The organism is Cupriavidus sp. GW822-FHT02D05 (genome assembly GCF_058802485.1).
Map to the genome: position 1 here is coordinate 296,760 of NZ_JBXAOE010000005.1, position 19,120 is coordinate 315,879.

Here is a 19,120-nt window from a genome sequence, read left to right on the forward strand (position 1 = left end):
CGCGAGGATGCGGCGCGATCGGCACCGGGCCTGCCCAGGTGCCGCTAGCCCGGGCTGTCTGCCGTCAGGCCTCGACCACCTGCCCGCCCGCCGGCTCGGACAGCGCGCTGCTGACCGTGTCGCGCGAGAGGTGCGGCGCGAACATGTTGATGAAGGCGTGCGCGTAGCCGCGCAGGTAGGCGCCGCGGCGCACGGCCACGCTGGTGGTGTTGGGCTCGAACAGATGGTCGGCCGCGATCCGCACCAGCCCGGCGTCCTTGCGTTCGTCGTATGCCATCGAGGCGATGATGCCCACGCCCAGCTCCAGCTCCGCGTAGGTCTTGATGACGTCCGCGTCCATCGCGGTCAGCACGATCTCCGGCTGCAGGCCGGCGGCGGCAAAGGCGCCATCGATCTTGCGGCGCCCGGTGAAGCCGGCATCGTAGGTAATGATCGGGAAGCCGGCGATGTCTTCCAGCGTCGGCTCCGGCAGGTGCGTCAGCGGGTGATCCGGCGAAACCACCAGCACGTGGCGCCAGGTATAGGCCTCGAACGAGGTCAGCCCGGCCTCGCTGGCCACCGCCTCGGTTGCGATGCCGATATCGGCCTGGCCGCTCAGCACCAGCTCCACGATGTGCGCGGGCGAGGCTTCCTGCAGCGCCAGCGTCACATGGGGGTAGGCACGGCGAAAACTCTGCACCACCTTGGGCAAGGCATAGCGCGCCTGGGTGTGGGTGGTGGCCACCGTCAGGCGGCCGGTATGGCGCCCGGCGAATTCGTCGCCCGCCTGGCGCAGGTTCTCGGCCTCGAGCAGCAGGCGCTCGACGATGCGCACGATTTCGCGCCCGGGCTCGGTCAGGCCGGTCAGGCGCTTGCCATAGCGCTCGAAGATCTCGACGCCGAGCTCTTCCTCCAGCTCGCGGATCTGGCGCGAGACGCCGGGCTGCGAGGTGTAGAGCGCATTGGCCACCTCAGTCAGGTTGAATTGGCGGCGCACCGCCTCGCGGATGGAACGCAGTTGCTGGAAGTTCATTGTGCGGCTCCTGCCGGCGTGCCCCTGGCGCTAGCCGGGGCGGATGAATGGGGTTGGACGAAGACACGCAGCCGGCGCGGCCGCACGGCGAGCAGCTCGCCCTCGCGGAAGCCCTGGTGGCGGAAACGCTCGAGCGGCAGCGCCACTTCGATGACTTCCTGGGTGTCTTCACGTTCCAGTTCGAGCTGGGCCACGGGGCCCAGGGTGAGCGCGCGGCGCAGCGTCACGGCAATGCCGTCGGTGCCGGGCGAATAGCGCTCGAGGTCGAGATCGTGCGGGCGGACATAGGCCACGGCGTCGCCCGCGGTCTCATGGCCGCTGCCGATCACCGGCAGGATCGAATCGCCGGTATGCAGCAGGCCGCCCCGCTCCCCGACCTCAAGCCGGCCGTGGAACAGGTTGACGTTGCCGAGAAAGCCGAACACGAACGGCGTGGCCGGATGGTTGTAGACCGCCTCCGGCGTGCCCGCCTGCTCCACATGGCCGCGGTTCATCAGCACCACCTGGTCGGCCACTTCGAGCGCCTCTTCCTGGTCGTGGGTGACGAACACGCTGGTGACATGGAGCTCGTCGTGCAGGCGGCGCAGCCAGCGGCGCAGTTCCTTGCGCACCTTGGCGTCGAGCGCGCCGAACGGCTCGTCGAGCAGCAGCACGCGCGGCTCCACCGCCAGCGCGCGGGCCAGCGCAATGCGCTGGCGCTGCCCGCCGGACAACTGCGGCGGATAGCGCTCGGCCAGCCAGTCGAGCTGCACCAGTTCCAGCAGCGCGCGCACCTTGTCGCGGATCTGCGCCTCGCTGGGACGCTCGGCACGCGGCTTGACGCGCAGGCCGAAAGCCACGTTCTCGAACACCGTCATGTGCTTGAACAGCGCGTAATGCTGAAATACAAAACCGACCTGGCGCTGGCGCACATGCTGGTGCGAGGCATCGCGCCCTTCCAGCAGGATCTGGCCGGCGTCCGCGCGTTCCAGGCCGGCGATGATCCGCAGCAGCGTGGTCTTGCCGCAGCCCGAGGGCCCCAGCAACGCCGTCAGCTGGCCTTCATCGAAATCGAGGGTGACGTCGTCGAGCGCAACGAAATTGCCGAAGCGCTTCTGCACATTCTTGACCTGGATGCTCATGATGCCTGTCCTTGCAATTTGCCAGCGCTCGGGTTCTCCGGCGCAAAGTTCTCGTCTTCCCTGTGCTCGCGGCTCGCCCGGTACTCCACCAGCGCCTTGATGCCAAGCGTGACCAGGGCCAGCAGTGTGAGCAGCGACGCCACCGCAAAGGCGGCCGCGAAGTTGTATTCGTTGTAGAGAATCTCCACGTGCAGCGGCATAGTGTTGGTCAGGCCGCGGATATGGCCCGATACCACCGAAACCGCGCCGAACTCGCCCATCGCCCGCGCATTGCACAGGATCACGCCATACAGCAGGCCCCAGCGGATGTTGGGCAGCGTGATGCGGCGGAAGGTCTGCCAGCCCGAGGCGCCCAGCACGATGGCGGCCTCCTCCTCCTCGCTGCCCTGCGCCTGCATCAGCGGGATCAACTCGCGCGCCACAAACGGAAAGGTGACGAAGATGGTGGCCAGCACGATGCCCGGCACCGCGAACATGATCTTGATGTCGTGCGCCTCCAGCCACGGCCCCAGCCAGCCCTGCGCGCCGAACAGCAGCACATAGACCAGGCCGGAGATCACCGGCGACACCGAGAACGGCAGGTCGATCAGCGTGGTCAGCAGGCTCTTGCCGCGGAAATCGAACTTGGCGATGGCCCAGGACGCCGCCACGCCAAACACCACATTGAGCGGCACCGCGATGACGGCCACCAGCAAGGTGAGCTGGATCGCGGCCACGGCATCGGGCTCCACCAGCGAATCGAAATAAGTCTGCACGCCTTTGCGCAGCGCTTCATAAAACACCGAAGCCAGCGGGATGAACAGGAACAGCGCGAGGAACAGCACCGCGATCGCGATCAGGGTGTAGCGCACCCACGGCGCTTCACCCGTGGCATCCCGGAAACGCGTGGCGGCGGGGGCAGCACGGCCGCCCAGGCCCTTGGTAACGACGCCAGCCATTTCAGCTCTCCTTGTCCGGCGAGACGGACGCTCGCACGGCCTGGTGGTGGCGGCGCGTCCACGCTTGCAGCAGGTTGATCAGCAGCAGCAGCGCGAAGGAGATCACCAGCATCACCACCGCCACCGCGGTTGCGCCCGCGTAGTCGTATTGCTCCAGCTTGGAATAGATCATCAGCGGCGCGATCTCGGAGACCATCGGCATGTTGCCGGAGATGAACACCACCGAGCCGTACTCGCCGGTGCCTCGTGCGAACGACAGCGCAAACCCGGTCAGCAGCGCCGGCAGGATGGTCGGCAGGATCACGCGGACAAAGGTCTGCAGGCGCGTGGCGCCCAGGCTGGCCGCGGCTTCTTCCAGCTCCTGCTCCGCGTCTTCGAGCACCGGCTGCACCGTGCGCACCACGAACGGCAGCCCGATAAAGGTGAGCGCCACCACCACGCCCAGCGGGGTGAAGGCCACCTTGATGCCCAGCGGCTCCAGGTAGCGGCCGATCCAGCCGTTGCCGGCGAACAGCGCGGTCAGCGCAATGCCGGCCACCGCGGTGGGCAAGGCAAAGGGCAGATCGACCAGCGCATCGACCAGGCGCTTGCCGGGGAAGCGGTAGCGCACCAGCACCCAGGCCACGATCAGCCCGAACACCGTGTTCACGATGGCGGCGATCAGCGAGGCGCCGAAGCTCAGTTGCAGGGAGGCGACCACCCGGGGCGAGCTCACCGCGGCCCAGAAGGCCTCCCAGGTCATGGTGAAGGTCTTGAGGAAGGTGGCCGACAGCGGGATCAGGACGATCAGCGTCAGGTAGAACAGCGTGAAGCCCAGCGAGAGGCCAAAGCCTGGCAGCACGGTAAAGCGCTGCTTGCCTGGCTTGGGCGGCGCGCTCTTGCGCGCTTGGGGGGCATCCGGCCTCGCCGGGGGCGGATTGTCCGCCAGGGAAATCGAGGGTGGCATGTTGTCTCGTCTGTGCCGTCAGTGTCGTATCCGCCTCCGGAGAATGGCTTCCAAGCGGGATTCGCCGGAAACCGAAGCAACGGGGGCGGCTTCTTTATGACGCCGGCGCATAACACACCGGCCTACGAGACAAATTCTGCAGATACCGCCTTATAAACAGAACGAATCTTTGCGTATGTTCTTAGGCGTTTTAGATATAAGGGAACGTGGACGACACTTCCAGCCCGCCTTCCCAAGGCCCGGCGCGGTCTCCGGACGGGCCGGCGCTGCCGTCCGCCTCGATCCGCTGGATCAAGGTATCGAGCAAGGCGAGCCCCTCGGGCCACTGATCAAGCCCGGAATCGGCGTTAATGTGACCCAGCATGCCCGCGTCATGGAGCTCGCTGCCCCACAGCGTGCCCCAGCTGAACGCGGTGCGCTGCTGCATCCAGGGATCGTTGCGGCTGGCCACCAGGATGGTGGGAAACGGCAGCCGGTACGCGGGCAGCAGCCCGGCCACGCCAAACTTGTCGGGGTCTGCCGGCGCCACCAGCACCGCGCCCGCGATGCCCTCGGGGTCGAGCGCTGCCTGGCGCAAGGTGGCCAGGCAGCCGAAGCTGTGCGCCACCAGGATGGCCCCGCGCGGCGCCACGCGCTGCGCCCGCATGACGCTTTCCGACACGCGCTCGGCCCACAGCGGCAGGCTCGGGCGCGACCAGTCGTGCTGCTCCACGCGCTGCCAGTCCGGGAAGCGCTGCTCCCAACGGCTTTGCCAGTGGCCAGGGCCACTGCCATGCAACCCCGGCACCGTCAGGATCTGCAAGCCCTTGGGCACCTTCAACCGTACGTCGGCGGGTCGCGCGCTTGCGCCCGCCTGGCCGCCGCGCTGCTCCCGCGCGGCCGGCCTCTTCGTCTGCGTCATATCGGCTCCTTGGTCAACGCCATCGGGACGCCGCCGGATCCGCTCCGGGGCACCCCGCCCTTGAACTCCTGAATGCCAGCCTCGCCGGACACTGCATGCAGGTGGCGCGCGCTCACCGCCGCGCCGGTGAAGCTGCCCTGCCCCAGCACGATGCCAGCGGCCTGCAGCCGCTCGGCGTTCTCGGCGTTCTCCAGCCGGCGCCCGATCAGCGTCACGCCGGCGCTGTCGGCGCTGGCCTGCAGCCCCGCCAGCTGGCGGTCGGTCCAATTGCGGCGCATGTCCAGCTTGAGCCAGTCGGGCAACGCGTGCGCCATCAGCGCGCCGGCTTCCGCCGGGTCCGATGCCTGCAGGCTCACCGCAAAGCCGTTGCGGCGGTAGTTGCCCACCACATGCAGCAGCAGCGGCAGGTCGTCGTTGGCGCTGGCCGGCACCTGGATCACGAACCGGTCCAGCGGCAGGCCGAGCGACTGCAGCGCGCGCCGGAAGGCCGCGCCGTGATCGTCGGCCACGGCGGCCAGCAACCGGTTGTGCACGTTGAGCACCAGCTTGCGATCGCCATCGGCCGCGAAATAATTGATGGCATGCACCAGGCGCGAGAGCCGGTCAAGCGAGACCAGCGAGGCATCGTCCGCCGCCATCGCAAACAGCTTCCATGCGGTCAGGCCGACGCCGTCGCCAGCGTATGTGCGCAGCGTGCCTTCGTGCGCCACCACGTCGCGGCTGGACAGGGTGATGAGCGGCTCGAACGCGCTGGTCAGCGAGCAGTTATAGAACTGGCCCTGCACCTGCCCACGCTCGTCGCGCCACAGCTGGCGATCGCTCTCCGGGCGGCGCGGCAGCCCTTCCAGATAGTGGGTGAGCGCCGTCGGTGCCGCGCCTGCTTCGTTCGCGCTTGCCATTGCGATTTCCTTTGCGTTGCGCTTGCGCCTCGGGCGAGGCTTCAAAGCTTGGCCAGGGATACCTCGGTAGCCTTGACCAGGGCAACGACTTCGCTGCCGATGGTAAGGCCGAGGTCCTTGACCGAGCGGGTGGTGATGACCGAGGTGACGATGCCGGCCGGCGTCTCGACGTCGACCTCCGAGACCACAGGGCCTTCGATGATGGCGGCAACCTTGCCGCGGAACTGGTTACGTACGTTGATTGCCTGAATGCTCATGATAGAAGTTCCTTTGCGTGAGTGAAAATGAGAAATGCGTAAAACCTGGGTTCAGCGGATGGCCCCGCGCGGGTGAGTGACGTTGCCCGCTCACCCATGAGCTGCCACCGCTTGCGCGGGTTGCGCCGGCATCGCTCGAGGCTGGCCGCGCGTCCGTTGTTTCATACTTGTTTGCTGCTTCCTTGGCGGGCTGCCCGCATTGCTGCCTGCGCCGCTGCTTGCACCCTAGATCGCCCAGCGCACTGAATCGAACGTGCGCGCCACCGACCAGTCCACTGCAGGCAACAATGCTTGCCCATGCTGGCGCTCATCGACAGCCGGCGCGCCCTCACGCCGCATCACCCGGCGCAGCACCGCGTCCTCCAGTTGCGCGAACGCCGCCGAGCCGCGCTGGCGCGGACGCGGCAGCGCCACCCTCTGGTCCAGCGCGATGCGGCCGTCTTCGATCAGCACCACGCGGTCGGCCAGCGCTATCGCTTCCGATACATCGTGGGTGACCAGCAGCGCCGTGAAGCCCAGGCGCTGCCACAAGGTTTCGATCAAGCCCTGCATCTCGATGCGGGTCAGCGCATCCAGCGCGCCCAGTGGCTCGTCCAGCAGCAGCAAGCGCGGGTGATGCACCAGCGCGCGCGCCAGTGCCACACGCTGGCGCTGGCCGCCCGACAGGCGCGCCGGCCACTCCCCTGCGCGCTCGGCCAGGCCGACCTGGCCCAGCACCCTGGCCGCATCGGCCAGCTGCGCGCGCGGCAGCCCCAGCGCCACGTTGTCCAGTACCGTCTTCCACGGCAGCAGGCGAGCGTCCTGGAACATCACCCGGACCGCCTCGCGCTGCTTGTTGCCAGGCGCGCCGTCCAGCGTCACGCCACCGCCGTCGCTGGCTTCCAGGCCGGCCACCAGCCGCAGCAAGGTGCTCTTGCCGCAACCGCTGCGGCCCACGATGGCGAGGAACTCGCCGGGCGCGGCCTGCAGGTCGATGCCGTGCAGCACCTCGCGCCCGCCGTAGCGCTTCACCACCTGCTGCACGCGCAGCGCGAGGCCTTTGCCATCCTGGCTGGCGGGCACATCGGCCAGCGCGGCTTGCTCGATCGGGTTGCTTTGCATATCGGGTTCTCCTTGGCCGGCGGCGCTCAGTGCGCCTGGTAGCCGGGGTGCCAGCGCAGCCAGAACCGCTCCAGCCCGCGTGACAGCAGATCCGCCAGCTTGCCCAGCAGCGCGTAGAGCAGGATGCCCACCAGCACTACGTCGGTCTGCAGGAACTCGCGCGCATTCATGGTCATGTAGCCGATGCCCGACTGCGCCGAGATGGTCTCGGCCACGATCAGGATCACCCACATCAGGCCGAGCGAGAAACGCACGCCGACCAGGATGTTGGGCAAGGCGCCCGGCAGGATCACCTCGCGGTAAAGGCGCCAGCCCGACAGGCCGTAGCTCTTCGCCATCTCGATCAGCCCGGGGTCGACCGCGCGGATGCCGTGGTAGGTGTTCAGGTAGATCGGGAAAAACACGCCCAACGAAACCAGGAACAGCTTGGCGGTCTCGTCGATGCCGAACCACAGGATCACCAGCGGGATCAGCGCCAGCGGCGGAATGTTGCGCACCATCTGCAAGGTGCTGTCGAGCAGGGTCGCGGCCGGCCGGAAGGTGCCCGTCAGCAGGCCCAGCGCCAGCCCGAAGCCGCCGCCGATGGTGAAGCCGAGCACGGCGCGCCAGGTACTGACCCACACGTGGCGCCACAGCTCGCCGGTCACGGACAGGCCCCAGGCGGCCTTCACGACGTCGAGCGGCGCCGGCAGGATGCGGTTGGACAGCCAGCCAAGCTGCGAGGCCAGTTGCCACGCCGCCACCAGCAGCACCGGCACGATCCAGGGCGCGGCCGAGCGAGCGGCATGGCGCAGCCAGTCAGGGTTGCGCGCGGGCAGGGTCAAGGGAGCGGACATGGTTGCCTCCTAAGCGCGCGCCGCGCGCGGCACGATGCCGGTTGCCATAACTTCGCCGAAGGGGCCGGACAGCACCTTGCCCTGCAGCTTGTCGCGCACCGAGCGCGGCAGCAGCGGAAAGACCAGTTCGGCGAAGCGATAGGCTTCTTCCAGATGCGGGTAGCCGGACAGCACGAAGGTATCGATGCCCAGCGCTGCGTACTCCTTGATGCGCGCCGCCACGATGTGCGGGTCGCCCACCAGTGCCGTGCCCGCGCCGCTGCGCACCAGGCCCACGCCGGCCCACAGGTTGGGGCTGATCTCCAGCTCCGCGCGGCTGCGTGCGCCGCCACCGGCATGCAGCGCGGCCATGCGGCGCTGCCCTTCGGAATCCATCTTGCCGATCACCGCCTGTGCGCGCGCCACCGTCGCATCGTCAAGCTTGCTGATCAACCGGTCGGCCGCGGCCCATGCCTCGTCCTCGGTCTCGCGCACGATCACGTGCAGGCGGATGCCGAACTTCACGCTACGCCCATGGCGCGCCGCGCGCTGGCGCACGTCGGCGAGTTTCTTGGCGACCTCCGCCGGCGGCTCGCCCCAGGTCAGGTAGGTATCCACCTGCTCGGCCGCGAGCTCGTGCGCGGCGGCCGAGGAGCCACCAAAGTACACCGGCGGATGCGGACGCTGCAGCGGCGGGAACAACACCTTCGCGCCCTTGACCTTGAGATGCTTGCCCTCATAGTCGAGCTCGGCGCTTTCATGGCTGGCGGCCAACACCTCACGCCAGATACGGATGAACTCGGCCGAAGCTTCATAGCGCTCGGCATGGTCCAGGAACAGGCCATCGCCCTCCAGCTCTGATACATCGCCGCCCGTCACCAGGTTCACCAGCAGGCGTCCGCCCGAGAGGCGGTCGAATGTCGCCGCCATGCGCGCGGCCAGCGTGGGCGCCATCAGCCCCGGGCGCACCGCCACCAGGAAGCGCAGCCGGGAGGTGACCGCGGCCAGCGTGGAGGCCACCACCCACGGATCCTCGCAGGAGCGGCCGGTAGGAATCAGCACGCCTTCGTAGCCAAGCGTATCGGCCGCGGTAGCGATCTGCTTCAGGTAATCGATATTGACCTCGCGCGCCCCTTCGGAGGTGCCGAGGTAGCGGCTGTCGCCGTGCGTGGGGATAAACCAGAAGACCTGCATGTCCGTGTCTCTTCAGCTCTGTTCGTGGATCGTGGCCGTGCGGCCCTCGCCTGCCGCATCCAGGCCGATCACCAGCAAGGCAGCGCCCAGTGCGCCGGTGACTAGCGCCACCAGCAGTACATGCTTGGCAGGGCGCGGCGGGGCGCTGGCTCGCATCGGCATCGAAATAGGAATAGGAGTAGGAAGCGGGGATAAGGCACGGAAGCCGGCGGCTACGTCTTACTTCTTGCCAGGCTGGTAGACCTGGTCGAACGAGCCGCCGTCGGCGAAGTGCGCCTTCTGCGCTTTCTGCCAGCCGCCAAAGGCCTCATCGATGGTGAACAGCTTTACCTTGGGGAAGTTGCTCGCATACTTGGCGGCAATCTTCTCCGAGATCGGGCGGTAGTAATTCTTGGCCGCGATTTCCTGGCCCTCGTCGGTGTAAAGGAACTGCAGGTAGGCTTCGGCCACCTTGCGCGTGCCCTTCTTGTCCACCACCTTGTCCACCACCGCCACCGGCGGCTCGGCCAGGATGGAGATCGACGGCGCGACGATGTCGAACTTGTCCGGGCCCAGTTCCTTGATCGCCAGGATGGCCTCGTTTTCCCAGGCAATCAGCACATCGCCCAGGCCGCGCTCGACGAAGGTGGTGGTGGCGCCGCGGGCGCCGGAATCCAGCACCGGCACGTTCTTCAGCAACTGGCCGACGAACTCCTTGGCCTTTTGCTCGTTGCCGCCCGGCTGGCGCAGCGCGTAGCCCCAGGCCGCCAGGTAATTCCAGCGCGCGCCACCCGAGGTCTTCGGGTTAGGCGTGATCACCTGCACGCCCGGCTTGACCAGGTCGCTCCAGTCCTTGATGCCCTTGGGGTTGCCCTTGCGCACCAGGAACACGATGGTCGAGGTATAGGGCGACGCATTGTGCGGCAGGCGCTTTTGCCAGTCCGGCTTGAGCAAGCCCTTCTCGGCGATGGCGTCGATGTCATAGCCCAGCGCCAGCGTGACCACATCCGCATCCAGCCCATCGATCACCGAACGCGCCTGCTTGCCCGAGCCGCCATGCGACTGGCGGATGGTCAGCGTGTCGCCGCCCTTGGCCTTCCACGCCTTGGCGAAGGCGGCGTTCACGTCCACATACAGCTCCCGCGTGGGATCGTACGAAACGTTCAGGAGGGCGGTGTTGGCCCAGGCGGTCTGGGTGGAACCGATGACGGCCAGTGCCGCGAGTCCGATGGCCAGCTTGCGAATCATGTGTCTTGCTCCCGTATTCTCGTCGTGAAATGGCGCGTGCGCGCCGCGTTTCATGGCCCTCCTTGTGTGGGAAGGCTTGCGTCAGGGATGAAGACTACCGAGGGGCCTATCTGAAAGGAACGAATGGTTTCGCCGATCCTTGCACGTTTTCCGCATAAGATTCGACGGAAATATGAACATGCTGGAGGGGGTGGTAGCGCGGCTCGCAGAGGCAAGACACTGGCACCGGCCACCAAAAAATGTGCATCAAACGACATATCACGCAGGTGAGGCAATTTCACGAGCCAGCTGCTAGCATGTCCGACATTCAGCGGCATGCAGCCGCCCTGCCCGCTTGAGCCCGGTTCCACGCGTCACCGGCGTGTTTCGCTTTCCAGGGGACATGCCTTCTGTAGTCCAACGCAGCAGAAGAAGACCATAACGGGAGAAGACAGATGATGAAGATCCGGATTCTGGGTGTGCTGGCGGGCATCGGCCTGTCGATCGCGTCCGGCGCCGTGCTGGCGCAGAACAGCGGCCTCACGCGCACGCTGGTCGGCAAGGCCGACGTTTCCGTGCCGGGGCGCGAAGCGGTAGTGGCGCGCGTGGAGCTGGCGCCAGGGATCTATGCCGGACGGCATACGCACCCGGGAGACGAGATCAGCTATGTGGCCGAGGGACAGGCCGAGTTGCTGGTCGAGGGGCAGCCACCTCGCCTCATCAAGGCGGGCGAGTCGTTCGTGGTGCCCGCGGGCGTTGTGCATGACGCCCACAATTCCGGCACGGCACCGACCCGGCTGATTGGCGTGTACGTTGTCGAGAAGGGCAAGCCGCTGGCCACGCCCGCGCCCTGAGTTCAGCGCAGCGGCATCCCGGGGCGGCCAGCACACCAGCCTGTATCGACGCTGGCCACCCCGGCTCACCACCTGGACATTGCCGTCAGCGGCCTGCGCTGTTGACGCGGGCCGGCCACTGTCCGTCGGCGATCAGCGCGCGAACCGTTTCCATCAGCAGATCCAGCACCGCAGAGACCGCGATCGACAGTGGCATGGTGGCGGAGCGGCACAGATAGACCGGGCGCGACATGCTCGGATGGGTGATCCGCGCCGCGGACAGCAAGCCATTGTGCAACTCCTCGCAGACCGATGCGTAGGAGAGGATCGTGCACCCCACGCCTGCCGCGGCGAGATTGATGAGTTGCGGTATGGCATTCACCTCCGCCAGCACCGAGAGCGCGACCTGGTGAGCGCGCAGATACCCATCGATCAACGCGCGCAGGCCATGCTCGCCGGCGGGCAGGATCATGGGGAAGCGATGCAGGTCCTTGAACCGGACCGTCTTCGCCAGATCGGCTCCGCGCTTGCGGGCATCGGCGAACTGCCCCGGGGGCGCCAGCAAGACAAGATCCTCGTCGACCACGTGCTCGAACAGCAGGCCGGAGCCAGCGTCCGCCTGGAAGGTCAGGCCAATATCGACGCGCCCGCTCTGCAGATGGTCGGGGATGTACCCGGTGCTGAGCTCCACCACCTGCAACTGGACCTTAGGCCAGCGCCGGATGGCCTCGCGCACCAGCGGCACGGTCAGGATCTTTGCCATGGATTGCGGCAGGCCGATCGCGACCCTGCCCGCGGGATCGGTCACCAGGTCACGTACGTCCTCGCAGGCGACGTCGAGCCGCTTGAGGATATCCCTGGCGTGGCTCTCGAATCTCAGCCCGGCGGCAGTCAGGACGACACCCTTGTGGCTGCGCATGAAGAGGGCCACGCCAAGATCCTGCTCGACGTGCTTGATCTGGAGACTCAACGCCGGTTGCGCGAGATGCATGTTCTGCGCAGCCCGGGAGATCGATCCCGCCGACACCACCGCCAGAAAGCATCTGAGTCCACGTACATCGATCGGCATAAGCAAGTCTCCGCATGTGACACCACAGGGCCTGCCGGGGCGGCGGCACGATGGCAGCAAGGTCCAGCCGGGTATAGCATAAAAATATACCGCATATCAAAAATCTATCTTGGACATATAGCGGTACCGAAGCCCATAGTGATGCCAGCTGCCGCGCAACGCACGCGGATGCCAAGACCGATAATCCACGGAGACTCAATGGGACTCAGCCGCCGTACTTTCCTGACGGGCGCAGCCGCATCCTTGCTCGCCCCGCCGCTCCACGCCGAGCAATGGCCGTCGCGGCCAATCAAGCTTGTCGTCCCGTTCGCGGCGGGTGGCCCCGGCGACTTCGTGGCACGCCTGATTGCCATACCGCTGGGCAACCGGCTCGGCCAGCCCGTGGTGGTCGAGAACAAGCCCGGCGCCGGCGGCAATCTCGGCACGCAGAATGTGCTCGACGCCAACGCCGATGGCTATACGCTGCTGCTGAACACGGTCGGCATGCATGCGGTCAACCCGCTGCTGTTTCCCGACTTGCGGTTTCGCCCGCAACGCGACCTGGTGGCCATCGGCGTGGTTGCAATGGTGCCGAACGTGCTGGTGGTGCATCCAACCAAGCTGGGGGTCAGCTCCCTGGCGGAACTGGTCCGTGTCGGCAAACAACGGCCGGACAATCTCACCTATGCCACCTTCGGTGCGGGAAGCTCCCCGCATATCTATGGTGCGCTGCTGCAGAAGGCCGCGGGCTTCACCGCGGTGGCCGTGCCCTACAAGGGCAGCGCGCCGGCAAGCACGGATGTCATGGCCGGGAATGTGGATTTCCTTTTCGACAGCATGACCACCTCCATCGGCCAGATACAGGGTGGCAAGCTCAAGGCCCTGGCGATCACTTCCGCTGCGCGTTCGCCCCTGCTGCCGGATGTGCCGACGCTGCAGGAAGCCGGCTATCCGGCGCTGGACCTGAAGTTCTGGCTGTCGTTGCAGGCTTCCGCGAAGACGCCGCCCGCCATCGTCGAGACACTGCGCCAGGCCGTGGCGCAAAGCGCGGGCGATCCAGGCTACGGCCATGCGCTGATTGCGCGGGGAGCCGAGCCATTCCACATGGCGCCCGCCGATGTGCAGGCCTATGTGAATCGCGATACCGCCCGATGGACGGCCCTGGCCCGCTCCATCGATATCAAGCCCGAGTAGCAGCCCCGACTCACCCGGCATCCCATTGCCACAACACGACGCCGGACCTGCGCCCGCGACTCCGGGCGGCGTCCGCCGTCGATCCGGCCATTGATCCCGCCGTTGATCTGTTTTGGAGACACATCCATGATCGCATTGCAGGGCATTCGCGTCCTCGACTTGAGCAAAGTGCTCGCCGGCCCCTTGTGCGGACAGTATCTGGGCGAACTTGGCGCCGAAGTCATCAAGGTCGAGCCGCTCGGCAGCGGCGACGATACGCGTGCCTGGCTGCCGCAGGATCGCGGGCAGTCCGCCACCTTTCTCGCCGTCAATCACAACAAGCGCAGTCTCGCCGTTGACCTCAAGACCAGCGAGGGCAGGCAGATCGTCCAGACGCTGGCGGCCAAGGCGGACGTCGTGCTGCAAGGCTTCGGCAGTGGCGCCGCCGCCAGGCTCGGTGTTGACTACGACACGCTGTCCGCGTTGAACCCGGCCCTGATCTACTGCGAGATCTCTGGCTACGGACGCACGGGCCCGCTGGGCCAGGAACCCGGCTACGACGTCATGCTGCAGGCATTCAGCGGCATGATCAGCACGATGGGCCAGGCCGGCGGCCAGCATGCGCGCGCCAGCTTTTCGCCGGTGGACCTGGGCACCGGCATGCATGCGTTCAGTGGCATCCTGGCGGCACTGATCGAGCGCCAGAAGACCGGCCACGGCATGCACCTGGAGGTGTCCCTGCTGGATACGGCGATGGGTTTCATGGGCTATCTCGCCCAGAACTATTGGCTCGGCGGCAAGGTGCCGCGGGCCATGGGCACCGCGCATCCGGCCATGGCGCCCTACCAGGTGTTCGACGCAGCCGACGGGCCGGTGATGATCGGCGTCGGCAACGACGCGCAGTGGCGGCGCTTCTGCCCGGTCGCCGGGTTGCAGGATGTGGCCGACGCACCGCGGTTCGCCACCAATGCGGCCCGTGTCGCGCACTTCACCGAAACCGTCGAGATGGTCCAGGCGCGTATTCGGACCCAGCCGGTTGCCTACTGGATCGACGCATTGCGCAAGGCTGGCGTGGCTTGCTCCCCGATCCACACGCTGGACCAGGCGCTGGCGCACCCTCAAGTGGCCGAGCGCGCGCTGATCGCCGAGTCTGAGCATCCGGTGCTGGGCAAGATAAGGAATATGGGCTTGCCCGTGCGCTTTCGCGGCGGCAGCCGGCAAGCGCACCGCGCGCCGCCTTTGCTGGGCCAGCACACCGACGAGATCCTGTTGCAAGCGGGCTATACGCCCGAGTCCATTGAACGATTCAAGGCGCGCGGCGTGATTGCCAGCGCCGATGCCAGCAAAACCGGCGGCCTTTGCACGGCCGCATGACATCAGGAGTCACCATGCCTTCAGTCAATTCAGTCAGATATGAAGTGCGCGACAGGGTCGCGGAAATCCTCCTCGATAGCGCGCCGGTCAATGCCTTGAACGAGGCGATGATCGACGACGTGCTGGCGGCGCTGCGACGCGCGGCCCAGGACGATTCGGTCAGGGCCGTCATCCTGGGCAGCGCCCTGCCCCGGCGCTTTTGCGCCGGGCTGCGCCTCGATGCGCTGCACGGGGCGCAGCCGGCCCGGATCTATGGCCTGGTCGACAAGCTGTACAACGAACTGTGCGACGCGCAATTCAACCTGGGCAAGCCATCCATTGCCGCCGTGAACGGCACCGCCCGCGGCGGCGGCATGACGCTCGCGATCTCCTGCGACATGATCGTCGCCGCCGACACGGCCACCTTCGGCTATCCGGAGATCGACGTCGGGCTGACGCCCGCCATCCACTACACGCACCTGCCGCGTGTGATTGGCCGTCACCGGGCCTTCGACCTGCTTTTCACCGGACGCGCGTTCGACGCCGCCGAAGCCATGTCCCTCGGACTGGTCAGCCGCGTGGTGCCCGAGCAGGACGTCATGCGCGAGGCTAGAGCGCTTGCCCAGACCTTGTGCGCGAAATCTCCGGTCGTCGTCAAGATGGGACGCAAGGCCTTCATGCGCGCCAATGACAACGACTACCGGCGCGGCGTCGCCACGGCGGTGGAGAGCTTCGGCAATGTGGTGGCAACGGACGATGCAAAGGAAGGTATCGCCGCGTTCGTGGAAAAGCGCAAGCCATCCTGGCAAGCCTGAGCGTGCCGGCATCAACAATCATTTAACAATCGCCCTCAACGGAAGCGGAGTGAACGCATGCGATTCCTGAACACCCTGCGCCGGAGCGCCCCCGTCATCCTTGTGCTGCTCGCAGCGCACCCCGGTGGCGCCAGCGCGAAGGATGCATGGCCCGCCCAGGCCGTGAGGCTCGTGGTGCCGTATGCAGCCGGCGGACCGACCGATGCCTTTGCGCGCGTGCTGGCCGAGCAATGGGGCAAGCAGCTGGGCGAGCCGATGATCGTGGAGAACCGCACGGGCGCCGGCACGGTGGTTGGCACCGACTATGTGGCCAAGGCCAAGCCGGATGGCTATGTGGTCCTGTTGACGACGGTGGCGCACGCGGTCAACGAGAGTATCGTGCCCCGTCTGCCCTACCGCACCACGCAGGACTTCGCGCCTGTCGGACTGGCGGCCAAGGCGCCCCTGGTCCTGCTGGTGAACAAGAACTTCCCAGCCAGGAATCTCCCCGAATTCCTGGCGTACGTCAAAGCGCATCCTGGGCAGATCAACTATGGGTCCGCCGGCAATGGCAGCGCACCGCATGTCGCGACCGAGCTGCTGAACCTCAAAGCCGCGCTGAAGACCACGCACATCCCGTATCGCGGCACCGGGCCCGCCATGACCGACCTGATCGGCGGGCAGATCGGCTTCATGATCGACAGCGCGCCGACGGGACTCGCGCAGGTCCGCGCGGGAACAGTGCGGCTGATTGCCACGTCGATGCAAGCGCGCCTCGCACAGACACCGGACACGCCGGCCATCGCCGAAGCGGTACCCGGCTACGAAGCCTATACGTGGAATGGCGCCTTCGTCCCCGCGGGAACGCCGGCGGCGGTGATCACCACGCTCAATGGTGCGTTGCGCCGTGCGCTTGCCGACCCCGGCCTGAAGAAGCGAGCCTTCGAGATGGGCCTGGTTCTCGAGTCCGATCCGACGCCGCAGGCACTCGCCGCGCACGTGGGCAGTGAGATCGCCAAATGGCGGACCGTCGCGCAGGCGGCCGATATCAAGGAGCCGTGAAGCATGACCCGACCCGACTTTGCAAGCGCATTCGACCCCAGCCAGCACCGCATGTGCGCACAGCGGTATTTCGAGGATTTCACCGTCGGGGAGCGCTTCGTACTGCCATCCCGCACCATGACCGATGCCATGTTTGCCGCGTTTCAACTCGCCAGCGGCGATAACCATCCCGTGCACTACGACGTGGAATACTGCCGCGCGCACGGCATGCCGCAACTGCTCGCCCATGGCTTCCAGGTCGTGATCCAGACGGCCGCCGGCGCCGGGCTCTTTCCACATATGGTCGAGGAATCGTTGAAGGGGTTCATCGACCAGAGCAGCCGCTTCCTGCATCCCGTCTTTGCCGGCGATACCCTCTACAGCACGCTGGAAGTCAGCGAACTCGCGCCGAACCGGAGCACCGGCGTGCTGACGATGCGTTCCACGGTGCATAACCAGTCCGCGATGCTCGTGATGGAAGGCACACAGCGCTACCTGTTGAAGAAGCGCCAGCCGGACTAGGTTCCTGCCGCAACCTGGAGCCCAGGGCCAGCGGTGCCCTCCTTGCGGCACCAGGGCACGCAGCCACACCTGCCGCGCACTCCCTGGGCCGCCGTGGCTAGCCGGCGGTACCATTCCGCCGGTCTTGCTCACCCATCACACCGACACAGGATGGTGCTGCCCTTGCCTGCCGCCCTTGGCGTGGCGCAGCGCCGGCAACATCTCGGAAGGCTCCGGCCGGTGCGTGTAGTCAGGATTGACCTCGGCATACAGGATGGTCCCATCCTGCCCGATCACGTAGCGCGCCGGCATCGGCAGCGTCCAGCTCGCGTCGCCATTGAAGGCCGGCAAGTCGTTCTTCAGTTGCTTGTACAGATCCACCAGATAGTCCGGCAGTGCGAAGCGCAGGCCAAACGCGGCAGCCACGTCGTTATGCGTGTCGCTGAGGATGGGAAAGCTGAGCTTGTTGGTGCGCACGGACTTGCGGCTATTGACCGCGTTCTGCGGCGAAATGGCCACCACGCTGGCGCCGGCTTCCCTGAACGCCGGTACGGCCTCCTCCAGCGCCTGCAGTTCCATATTGCAATACGGGCACCACACCCCGCGGTAGAAGCTGACGATGAGAGGCCCTTGCGCCAGTAGTTCCTCCGAGGGAACCGGTGCGCCTTCCGGGTCCGTCAGCGTGAAGACGGGCGCCTTGTCCCCCGCCTTCAGCGCGCGGCCTGCTTGTCCCGAGGCAATCAGTTGAGCGGTGGCCCGCTCCATGATGGGATGGATTTCCGGCGGTGCGAAATACGGTGCCTTGCCGGCCTTGAAATCCGCCTTGAAGGCGTCGAGTTTTTGCTGCAGTGACATGATGACTACTCCATCTGATCCAAGTAAGCTGCTCGATGCGAAGGTGCACGTTGCTGGAATCATGTTCGGTCAAGCCGCTTCACGGCGGTAGGCGAGCCGCGGGAATATGATTCATTCTTTCTGGGCATAACCCGGCGGCAATCCAATGAGAGGAAGCGCATCGTGGACAGGATGACTGCCATGGAAACACTGGTTGCCGTCGTCGAGGCAGGCTCTTTCTCGGGCGCCGCGCGGCTGCTGAAGGTCGGGCAGCCCTCCGTATCGAAGTCGGTCGCACAACTGGAAGAACAGCTCGGCGTGCGGCTGCTCGTGCGGTCCACCCGCGGCCTGTCGCCGACCGAAGCAGGAAAGAATTTCTACGAACACGCCAAGCGCGCGATCGAGCAAGCGGATGCGGCGGAGCATGCGGCCAGGGGCTCGGGCACCAGTCTCTCCGGCCGCCTGCGCGTGACCGCGGCCGTCACCTTCGCGCGGCTGCATATCGTCCCGCACCTCAAAGCCTTCCTGGCCGAGCATCCGCAACTGGTGGTGGACGTGCTGCTGGAGGATGGCAATATCGACCTGCTTGAGCATGGAGTGGATGTCGCTCTGCGCATGGGCGCGCTGCGAGATTCGGCCATGACCGCCAGGAAGATCGCGCAGAGCCGGCGGGTCGTGGTCGGCACGCCGCGCTACTTTGCCGCTGCCGGCGAGCCAAAGGTGCCCGCCGACTTGCTCGCGCATGAGGCCATCGTCTACGACCGTGAGGGCGGCGGCGATGCCTGGGCATTTCGCCGGGACGGCGCCGAGGTATCCGTCGGGGTGTCCGGCCGCTTGCGGGTCACGGCCGCCGAGGGCGTGCGCGCCGCGGTGCTCGCGGATATCGGTGTGGCGATCGGCTCCGAATGGATGTTCGCGCCGGAACTGGCCAGCGGCGAAGTCAGACAGGTGCTCGCCGAATGGACGCTGGCACCGGTCGACCTCTGGGCGGTATTTCCGACCGGCCGCATGGCCAGCGCGAAGGTCAAGGCTTTTGTCGCGTTCGTGGAAGCGGCACTGCGCCGCGACATCGCTTAGAGGGTGAGGACAAATTCAGGCATTGGACAATCGGCGTACGAGCAAACGTGCCTGAGATAGCCAGACCCAGGCGGTT

21 protein-coding genes are annotated in these 19,120 nt (G+C 66.6%); 7 read left to right on the plus strand and 14 right to left on the minus strand.

The features are described from left to right. Nucleotides 1–64: 64 nt before the first annotated feature. From AC1RQK_RS09370 to AC1RQK_RS09425, 12 genes are all read right to left on the minus strand, one after another. On the minus strand, nucleotides 65–1,012 hold the full coding sequence (locus tag AC1RQK_RS09370) for a CysB family HTH-type transcriptional regulator (protein ID WP_441630199.1): 948 nt from the start codon (nucleotides 1,010–1,012) through the stop codon (nucleotides 65–67). Continuing rightward, entirely contained in the window at nucleotides 1,009–2,133 is a 1,125-nt protein-coding gene (locus tag AC1RQK_RS09375) for a sulfate/molybdate ABC transporter ATP-binding protein (RefSeq protein WP_174427321.1), read from the minus strand. The genes AC1RQK_RS09370 and AC1RQK_RS09375 overlap by 4 nt, the downstream gene beginning before the upstream one ends. After that, a complete protein-coding gene (cysW, locus tag AC1RQK_RS09380) occupies nucleotides 2,130–3,071 on the minus strand; it encodes a sulfate ABC transporter permease subunit CysW (protein WP_492808658.1) in 942 nt (313 codons plus the stop codon). Before cysW ends, AC1RQK_RS09375 begins: the two co-directional genes overlap by 4 nt. A 1-nt stretch (nucleotide 3,072) precedes the next feature. Next, nucleotides 3,073–4,017 carry a sulfate ABC transporter permease subunit CysT gene (gene cysT / locus AC1RQK_RS09385; RefSeq protein ID WP_043347100.1) on the minus strand — a complete coding sequence of 315 codons (945 nt, stop codon included), beginning with the start codon at nucleotides 4,015–4,017 and terminating at the stop codon, nucleotides 3,073–3,075. Between the two features lie 190 nt (nucleotides 4,018–4,207). Further along, entirely contained in the window at nucleotides 4,208–4,918 is a 711-nt protein-coding gene (locus AC1RQK_RS09390; protein WP_416048847.1) for an RBBP9/YdeN family alpha/beta hydrolase, read from the minus strand. Beyond that, a complete protein-coding gene (locus tag AC1RQK_RS09395) occupies nucleotides 4,915–5,817 on the minus strand; it encodes an EAL domain-containing protein (RefSeq protein WP_492371640.1) in 903 nt (300 codons plus the stop codon). The genes AC1RQK_RS09390 and AC1RQK_RS09395 overlap by 4 nt, the downstream gene beginning before the upstream one ends. Before the next feature lie 41 nt (nucleotides 5,818–5,858). Beyond that, the gene (locus AC1RQK_RS09400) at nucleotides 5,859–6,074 is read right to left on the minus strand and encodes a TOBE domain-containing protein (protein WP_006161487.1); all 216 of its coding nucleotides are present in this window, start codon (nucleotides 6,072–6,074) and stop codon (nucleotides 5,859–5,861) included. A 225-nt stretch (nucleotides 6,075–6,299) separates the two neighbouring features. Further along, nucleotides 6,300–7,175: an ATP-binding cassette domain-containing protein gene (locus AC1RQK_RS09405; RefSeq protein ID WP_492808660.1), complete on the minus strand. Its 876-nt coding sequence runs from the start codon at nucleotides 7,173–7,175 to the stop codon at nucleotides 6,300–6,302. 26 nt (nucleotides 7,176–7,201) lie between these two features. After that, entirely contained in the window at nucleotides 7,202–8,011 is an 810-nt protein-coding gene (gene ssuC, locus AC1RQK_RS09410) for an aliphatic sulfonate ABC transporter permease SsuC (protein WP_043347110.1), read from the minus strand. Between the two features lie 9 nt (nucleotides 8,012–8,020). Then, nucleotides 8,021–9,184, minus strand: a complete 1,164-nt coding sequence (ssuD, locus tag AC1RQK_RS09415) for an FMNH2-dependent alkanesulfonate monooxygenase (RefSeq protein WP_492371638.1) — start codon at nucleotides 9,182–9,184, stop codon at nucleotides 8,021–8,023. A gap of 12 nt (nucleotides 9,185–9,196) precedes the next feature. After that, nucleotides 9,197–9,340, minus strand: coding sequence for a hypothetical protein (locus AC1RQK_RS09420; RefSeq protein WP_492808661.1), 144 nt, complete (start codon nucleotides 9,338–9,340; stop codon nucleotides 9,197–9,199). A 63-nt stretch (nucleotides 9,341–9,403) separates the two neighbouring features. Continuing rightward, nucleotides 9,404–10,411, minus strand: a complete 1,008-nt coding sequence (locus AC1RQK_RS09425; protein WP_492371636.1) for a sulfate ABC transporter substrate-binding protein — start codon at nucleotides 10,409–10,411, stop codon at nucleotides 9,404–9,406. A 437-nt stretch (nucleotides 10,412–10,848) separates the two neighbouring features. Between AC1RQK_RS09425 and AC1RQK_RS09430 the strand changes: the two genes are divergently transcribed. Further along, nucleotides 10,849–11,244: a cupin domain-containing protein gene (locus AC1RQK_RS09430; protein WP_416050504.1), complete on the plus strand. Its 396-nt coding sequence runs from the start codon at nucleotides 10,849–10,851 to the stop codon at nucleotides 11,242–11,244. Between the two features lie 85 nt (nucleotides 11,245–11,329). Here the strand turns inward: AC1RQK_RS09430 and AC1RQK_RS09435 are convergent, their stop codons facing one another. Then, entirely contained in the window at nucleotides 11,330–12,292 is a 963-nt protein-coding gene (locus AC1RQK_RS09435; protein ID WP_492808663.1) for a LysR family transcriptional regulator, read from the minus strand. A 198-nt stretch (nucleotides 12,293–12,490) separates the two neighbouring features. Here AC1RQK_RS09435 and AC1RQK_RS09440 point away from each other — a divergent pair, with 198 nt between their 5' ends. From AC1RQK_RS09440 to AC1RQK_RS09460, 5 genes are all read left to right on the plus strand, one after another. Continuing rightward, the gene (locus tag AC1RQK_RS09440) at nucleotides 12,491–13,465 is read left to right on the plus strand and encodes a Bug family tripartite tricarboxylate transporter substrate binding protein (RefSeq protein ID WP_492808665.1); all 975 of its coding nucleotides are present in this window, start codon (nucleotides 12,491–12,493) and stop codon (nucleotides 13,463–13,465) included. 126 nt (nucleotides 13,466–13,591) lie between these two features. After that, entirely contained in the window at nucleotides 13,592–14,818 is a 1,227-nt protein-coding gene (locus tag AC1RQK_RS09445; RefSeq protein WP_492371633.1) for a CaiB/BaiF CoA transferase family protein, read from the plus strand. 14 nt (nucleotides 14,819–14,832) lie between these two features. Next, on the plus strand, nucleotides 14,833–15,612 hold the full coding sequence (locus tag AC1RQK_RS09450; protein ID WP_492808667.1) for an enoyl-CoA hydratase/isomerase family protein: 780 nt from the start codon (nucleotides 14,833–14,835) through the stop codon (nucleotides 15,610–15,612). A gap of 57 nt (nucleotides 15,613–15,669) precedes the next feature. After that, nucleotides 15,670–16,653, plus strand: a complete 984-nt coding sequence (locus tag AC1RQK_RS09455) for a tripartite tricarboxylate transporter substrate binding protein (protein ID WP_492808669.1) — start codon at nucleotides 15,670–15,672, stop codon at nucleotides 16,651–16,653. A 3-nt stretch (nucleotides 16,654–16,656) separates the two neighbouring features. Further along, nucleotides 16,657–17,154 (plus strand): MaoC family dehydratase, encoded by a 498-nt coding sequence (locus AC1RQK_RS09460; protein ID WP_492371630.1) that lies wholly within the window; start codon nucleotides 16,657–16,659, stop codon nucleotides 17,152–17,154. Between the two features lie 135 nt (nucleotides 17,155–17,289). Here AC1RQK_RS09460 and AC1RQK_RS09465 read toward each other — a convergent pair whose 3' ends face one another. Continuing rightward, nucleotides 17,290–17,988, minus strand: coding sequence for a peroxiredoxin-like family protein (locus AC1RQK_RS09465; protein WP_492808671.1), 699 nt, complete (start codon nucleotides 17,986–17,988; stop codon nucleotides 17,290–17,292). Nucleotides 17,989–18,150: 162 nt separating this feature from the next. Between AC1RQK_RS09465 and AC1RQK_RS09470 the strand changes: the two genes are divergently transcribed. Next, nucleotides 18,151–19,044 carry a LysR family transcriptional regulator gene (locus tag AC1RQK_RS09470; RefSeq protein ID WP_492371628.1) on the plus strand — a complete coding sequence of 298 codons (894 nt, stop codon included), beginning with the start codon at nucleotides 18,151–18,153 and terminating at the stop codon, nucleotides 19,042–19,044. The last annotated feature ends 76 nt before the right edge of the window (nucleotides 19,045–19,120 follow it).

Coding starts and splice junctions, on each gene's coding strand:
- AC1RQK_RS09370 (WP_441630199.1), bottom strand. CDS start 1,012: ATGAACTTCCAGCAACTGCGTTCCATCCGCGAGGCGGTGCGCCGCCAA.
- AC1RQK_RS09375 (WP_174427321.1), bottom strand. CDS start 2,133: ATGAGCATCCAGGTCAAGAATGTGCAGAAGCGCTTCGGCAATTTCGTT.
- cysW (WP_492808658.1), bottom strand. CDS start 3,071: ATGGCTGGCGTCGTTACCAAGGGCCTGGGCGGCCGTGCTGCCCCCGCC.
- cysT (WP_043347100.1), bottom strand. CDS start 4,017: ATGCCACCCTCGATTTCCCTGGCGGACAATCCGCCCCCGGCGAGGCCG.
- AC1RQK_RS09390 (WP_416048847.1), bottom strand. CDS start 4,918: ATGACGCAGACGAAGAGGCCGGCCGCGCGGGAGCAGCGCGGCGGCCAG.
- AC1RQK_RS09395 (WP_492371640.1), bottom strand. CDS start 5,817: ATGGCAAGCGCGAACGAAGCAGGCGCGGCACCGACGGCGCTCACCCAC.
- AC1RQK_RS09400 (WP_006161487.1), bottom strand. CDS start 6,074: ATGAGCATTCAGGCAATCAACGTACGTAACCAGTTCCGCGGCAAGGTT.
- AC1RQK_RS09405 (WP_492808660.1), bottom strand. CDS start 7,175: ATGCAAAGCAACCCGATCGAGCAAGCCGCGCTGGCCGATGTGCCCGCC.
- ssuC (WP_043347110.1), bottom strand. CDS start 8,011: ATGTCCGCTCCCTTGACCCTGCCCGCGCGCAACCCTGACTGGCTGCGC.
- ssuD (WP_492371638.1), bottom strand. CDS start 9,184: ATGCAGGTCTTCTGGTTTATCCCCACGCACGGCGACAGCCGCTACCTC.
- AC1RQK_RS09420 (WP_492808661.1), bottom strand. CDS start 9,340: ATGCGAGCCAGCGCCCCGCCGCGCCCTGCCAAGCATGTACTGCTGGTG.
- AC1RQK_RS09425 (WP_492371636.1), bottom strand. CDS start 10,411: ATGATTCGCAAGCTGGCCATCGGACTCGCGGCACTGGCCGTCATCGGT.
- AC1RQK_RS09430 (WP_416050504.1), top strand. CDS start 10,849: ATGAAGATCCGGATTCTGGGTGTGCTGGCGGGCATCGGCCTGTCGATC.
- AC1RQK_RS09435 (WP_492808663.1), bottom strand. CDS start 12,292: ATGCCGATCGATGTACGTGGACTCAGATGCTTTCTGGCGGTGGTGTCG.
- AC1RQK_RS09440 (WP_492808665.1), top strand. CDS start 12,491: ATGGGACTCAGCCGCCGTACTTTCCTGACGGGCGCAGCCGCATCCTTG.
- AC1RQK_RS09445 (WP_492371633.1), top strand. CDS start 13,592: ATGATCGCATTGCAGGGCATTCGCGTCCTCGACTTGAGCAAAGTGCTC.
- AC1RQK_RS09450 (WP_492808667.1), top strand. CDS start 14,833: ATGCCTTCAGTCAATTCAGTCAGATATGAAGTGCGCGACAGGGTCGCG.
- AC1RQK_RS09455 (WP_492808669.1), top strand. CDS start 15,670: ATGCGATTCCTGAACACCCTGCGCCGGAGCGCCCCCGTCATCCTTGTG.
- AC1RQK_RS09460 (WP_492371630.1), top strand. CDS start 16,657: ATGACCCGACCCGACTTTGCAAGCGCATTCGACCCCAGCCAGCACCGC.
- AC1RQK_RS09465 (WP_492808671.1), bottom strand. CDS start 17,988: ATGTCACTGCAGCAAAAACTCGACGCCTTCAAGGCGGATTTCAAGGCC.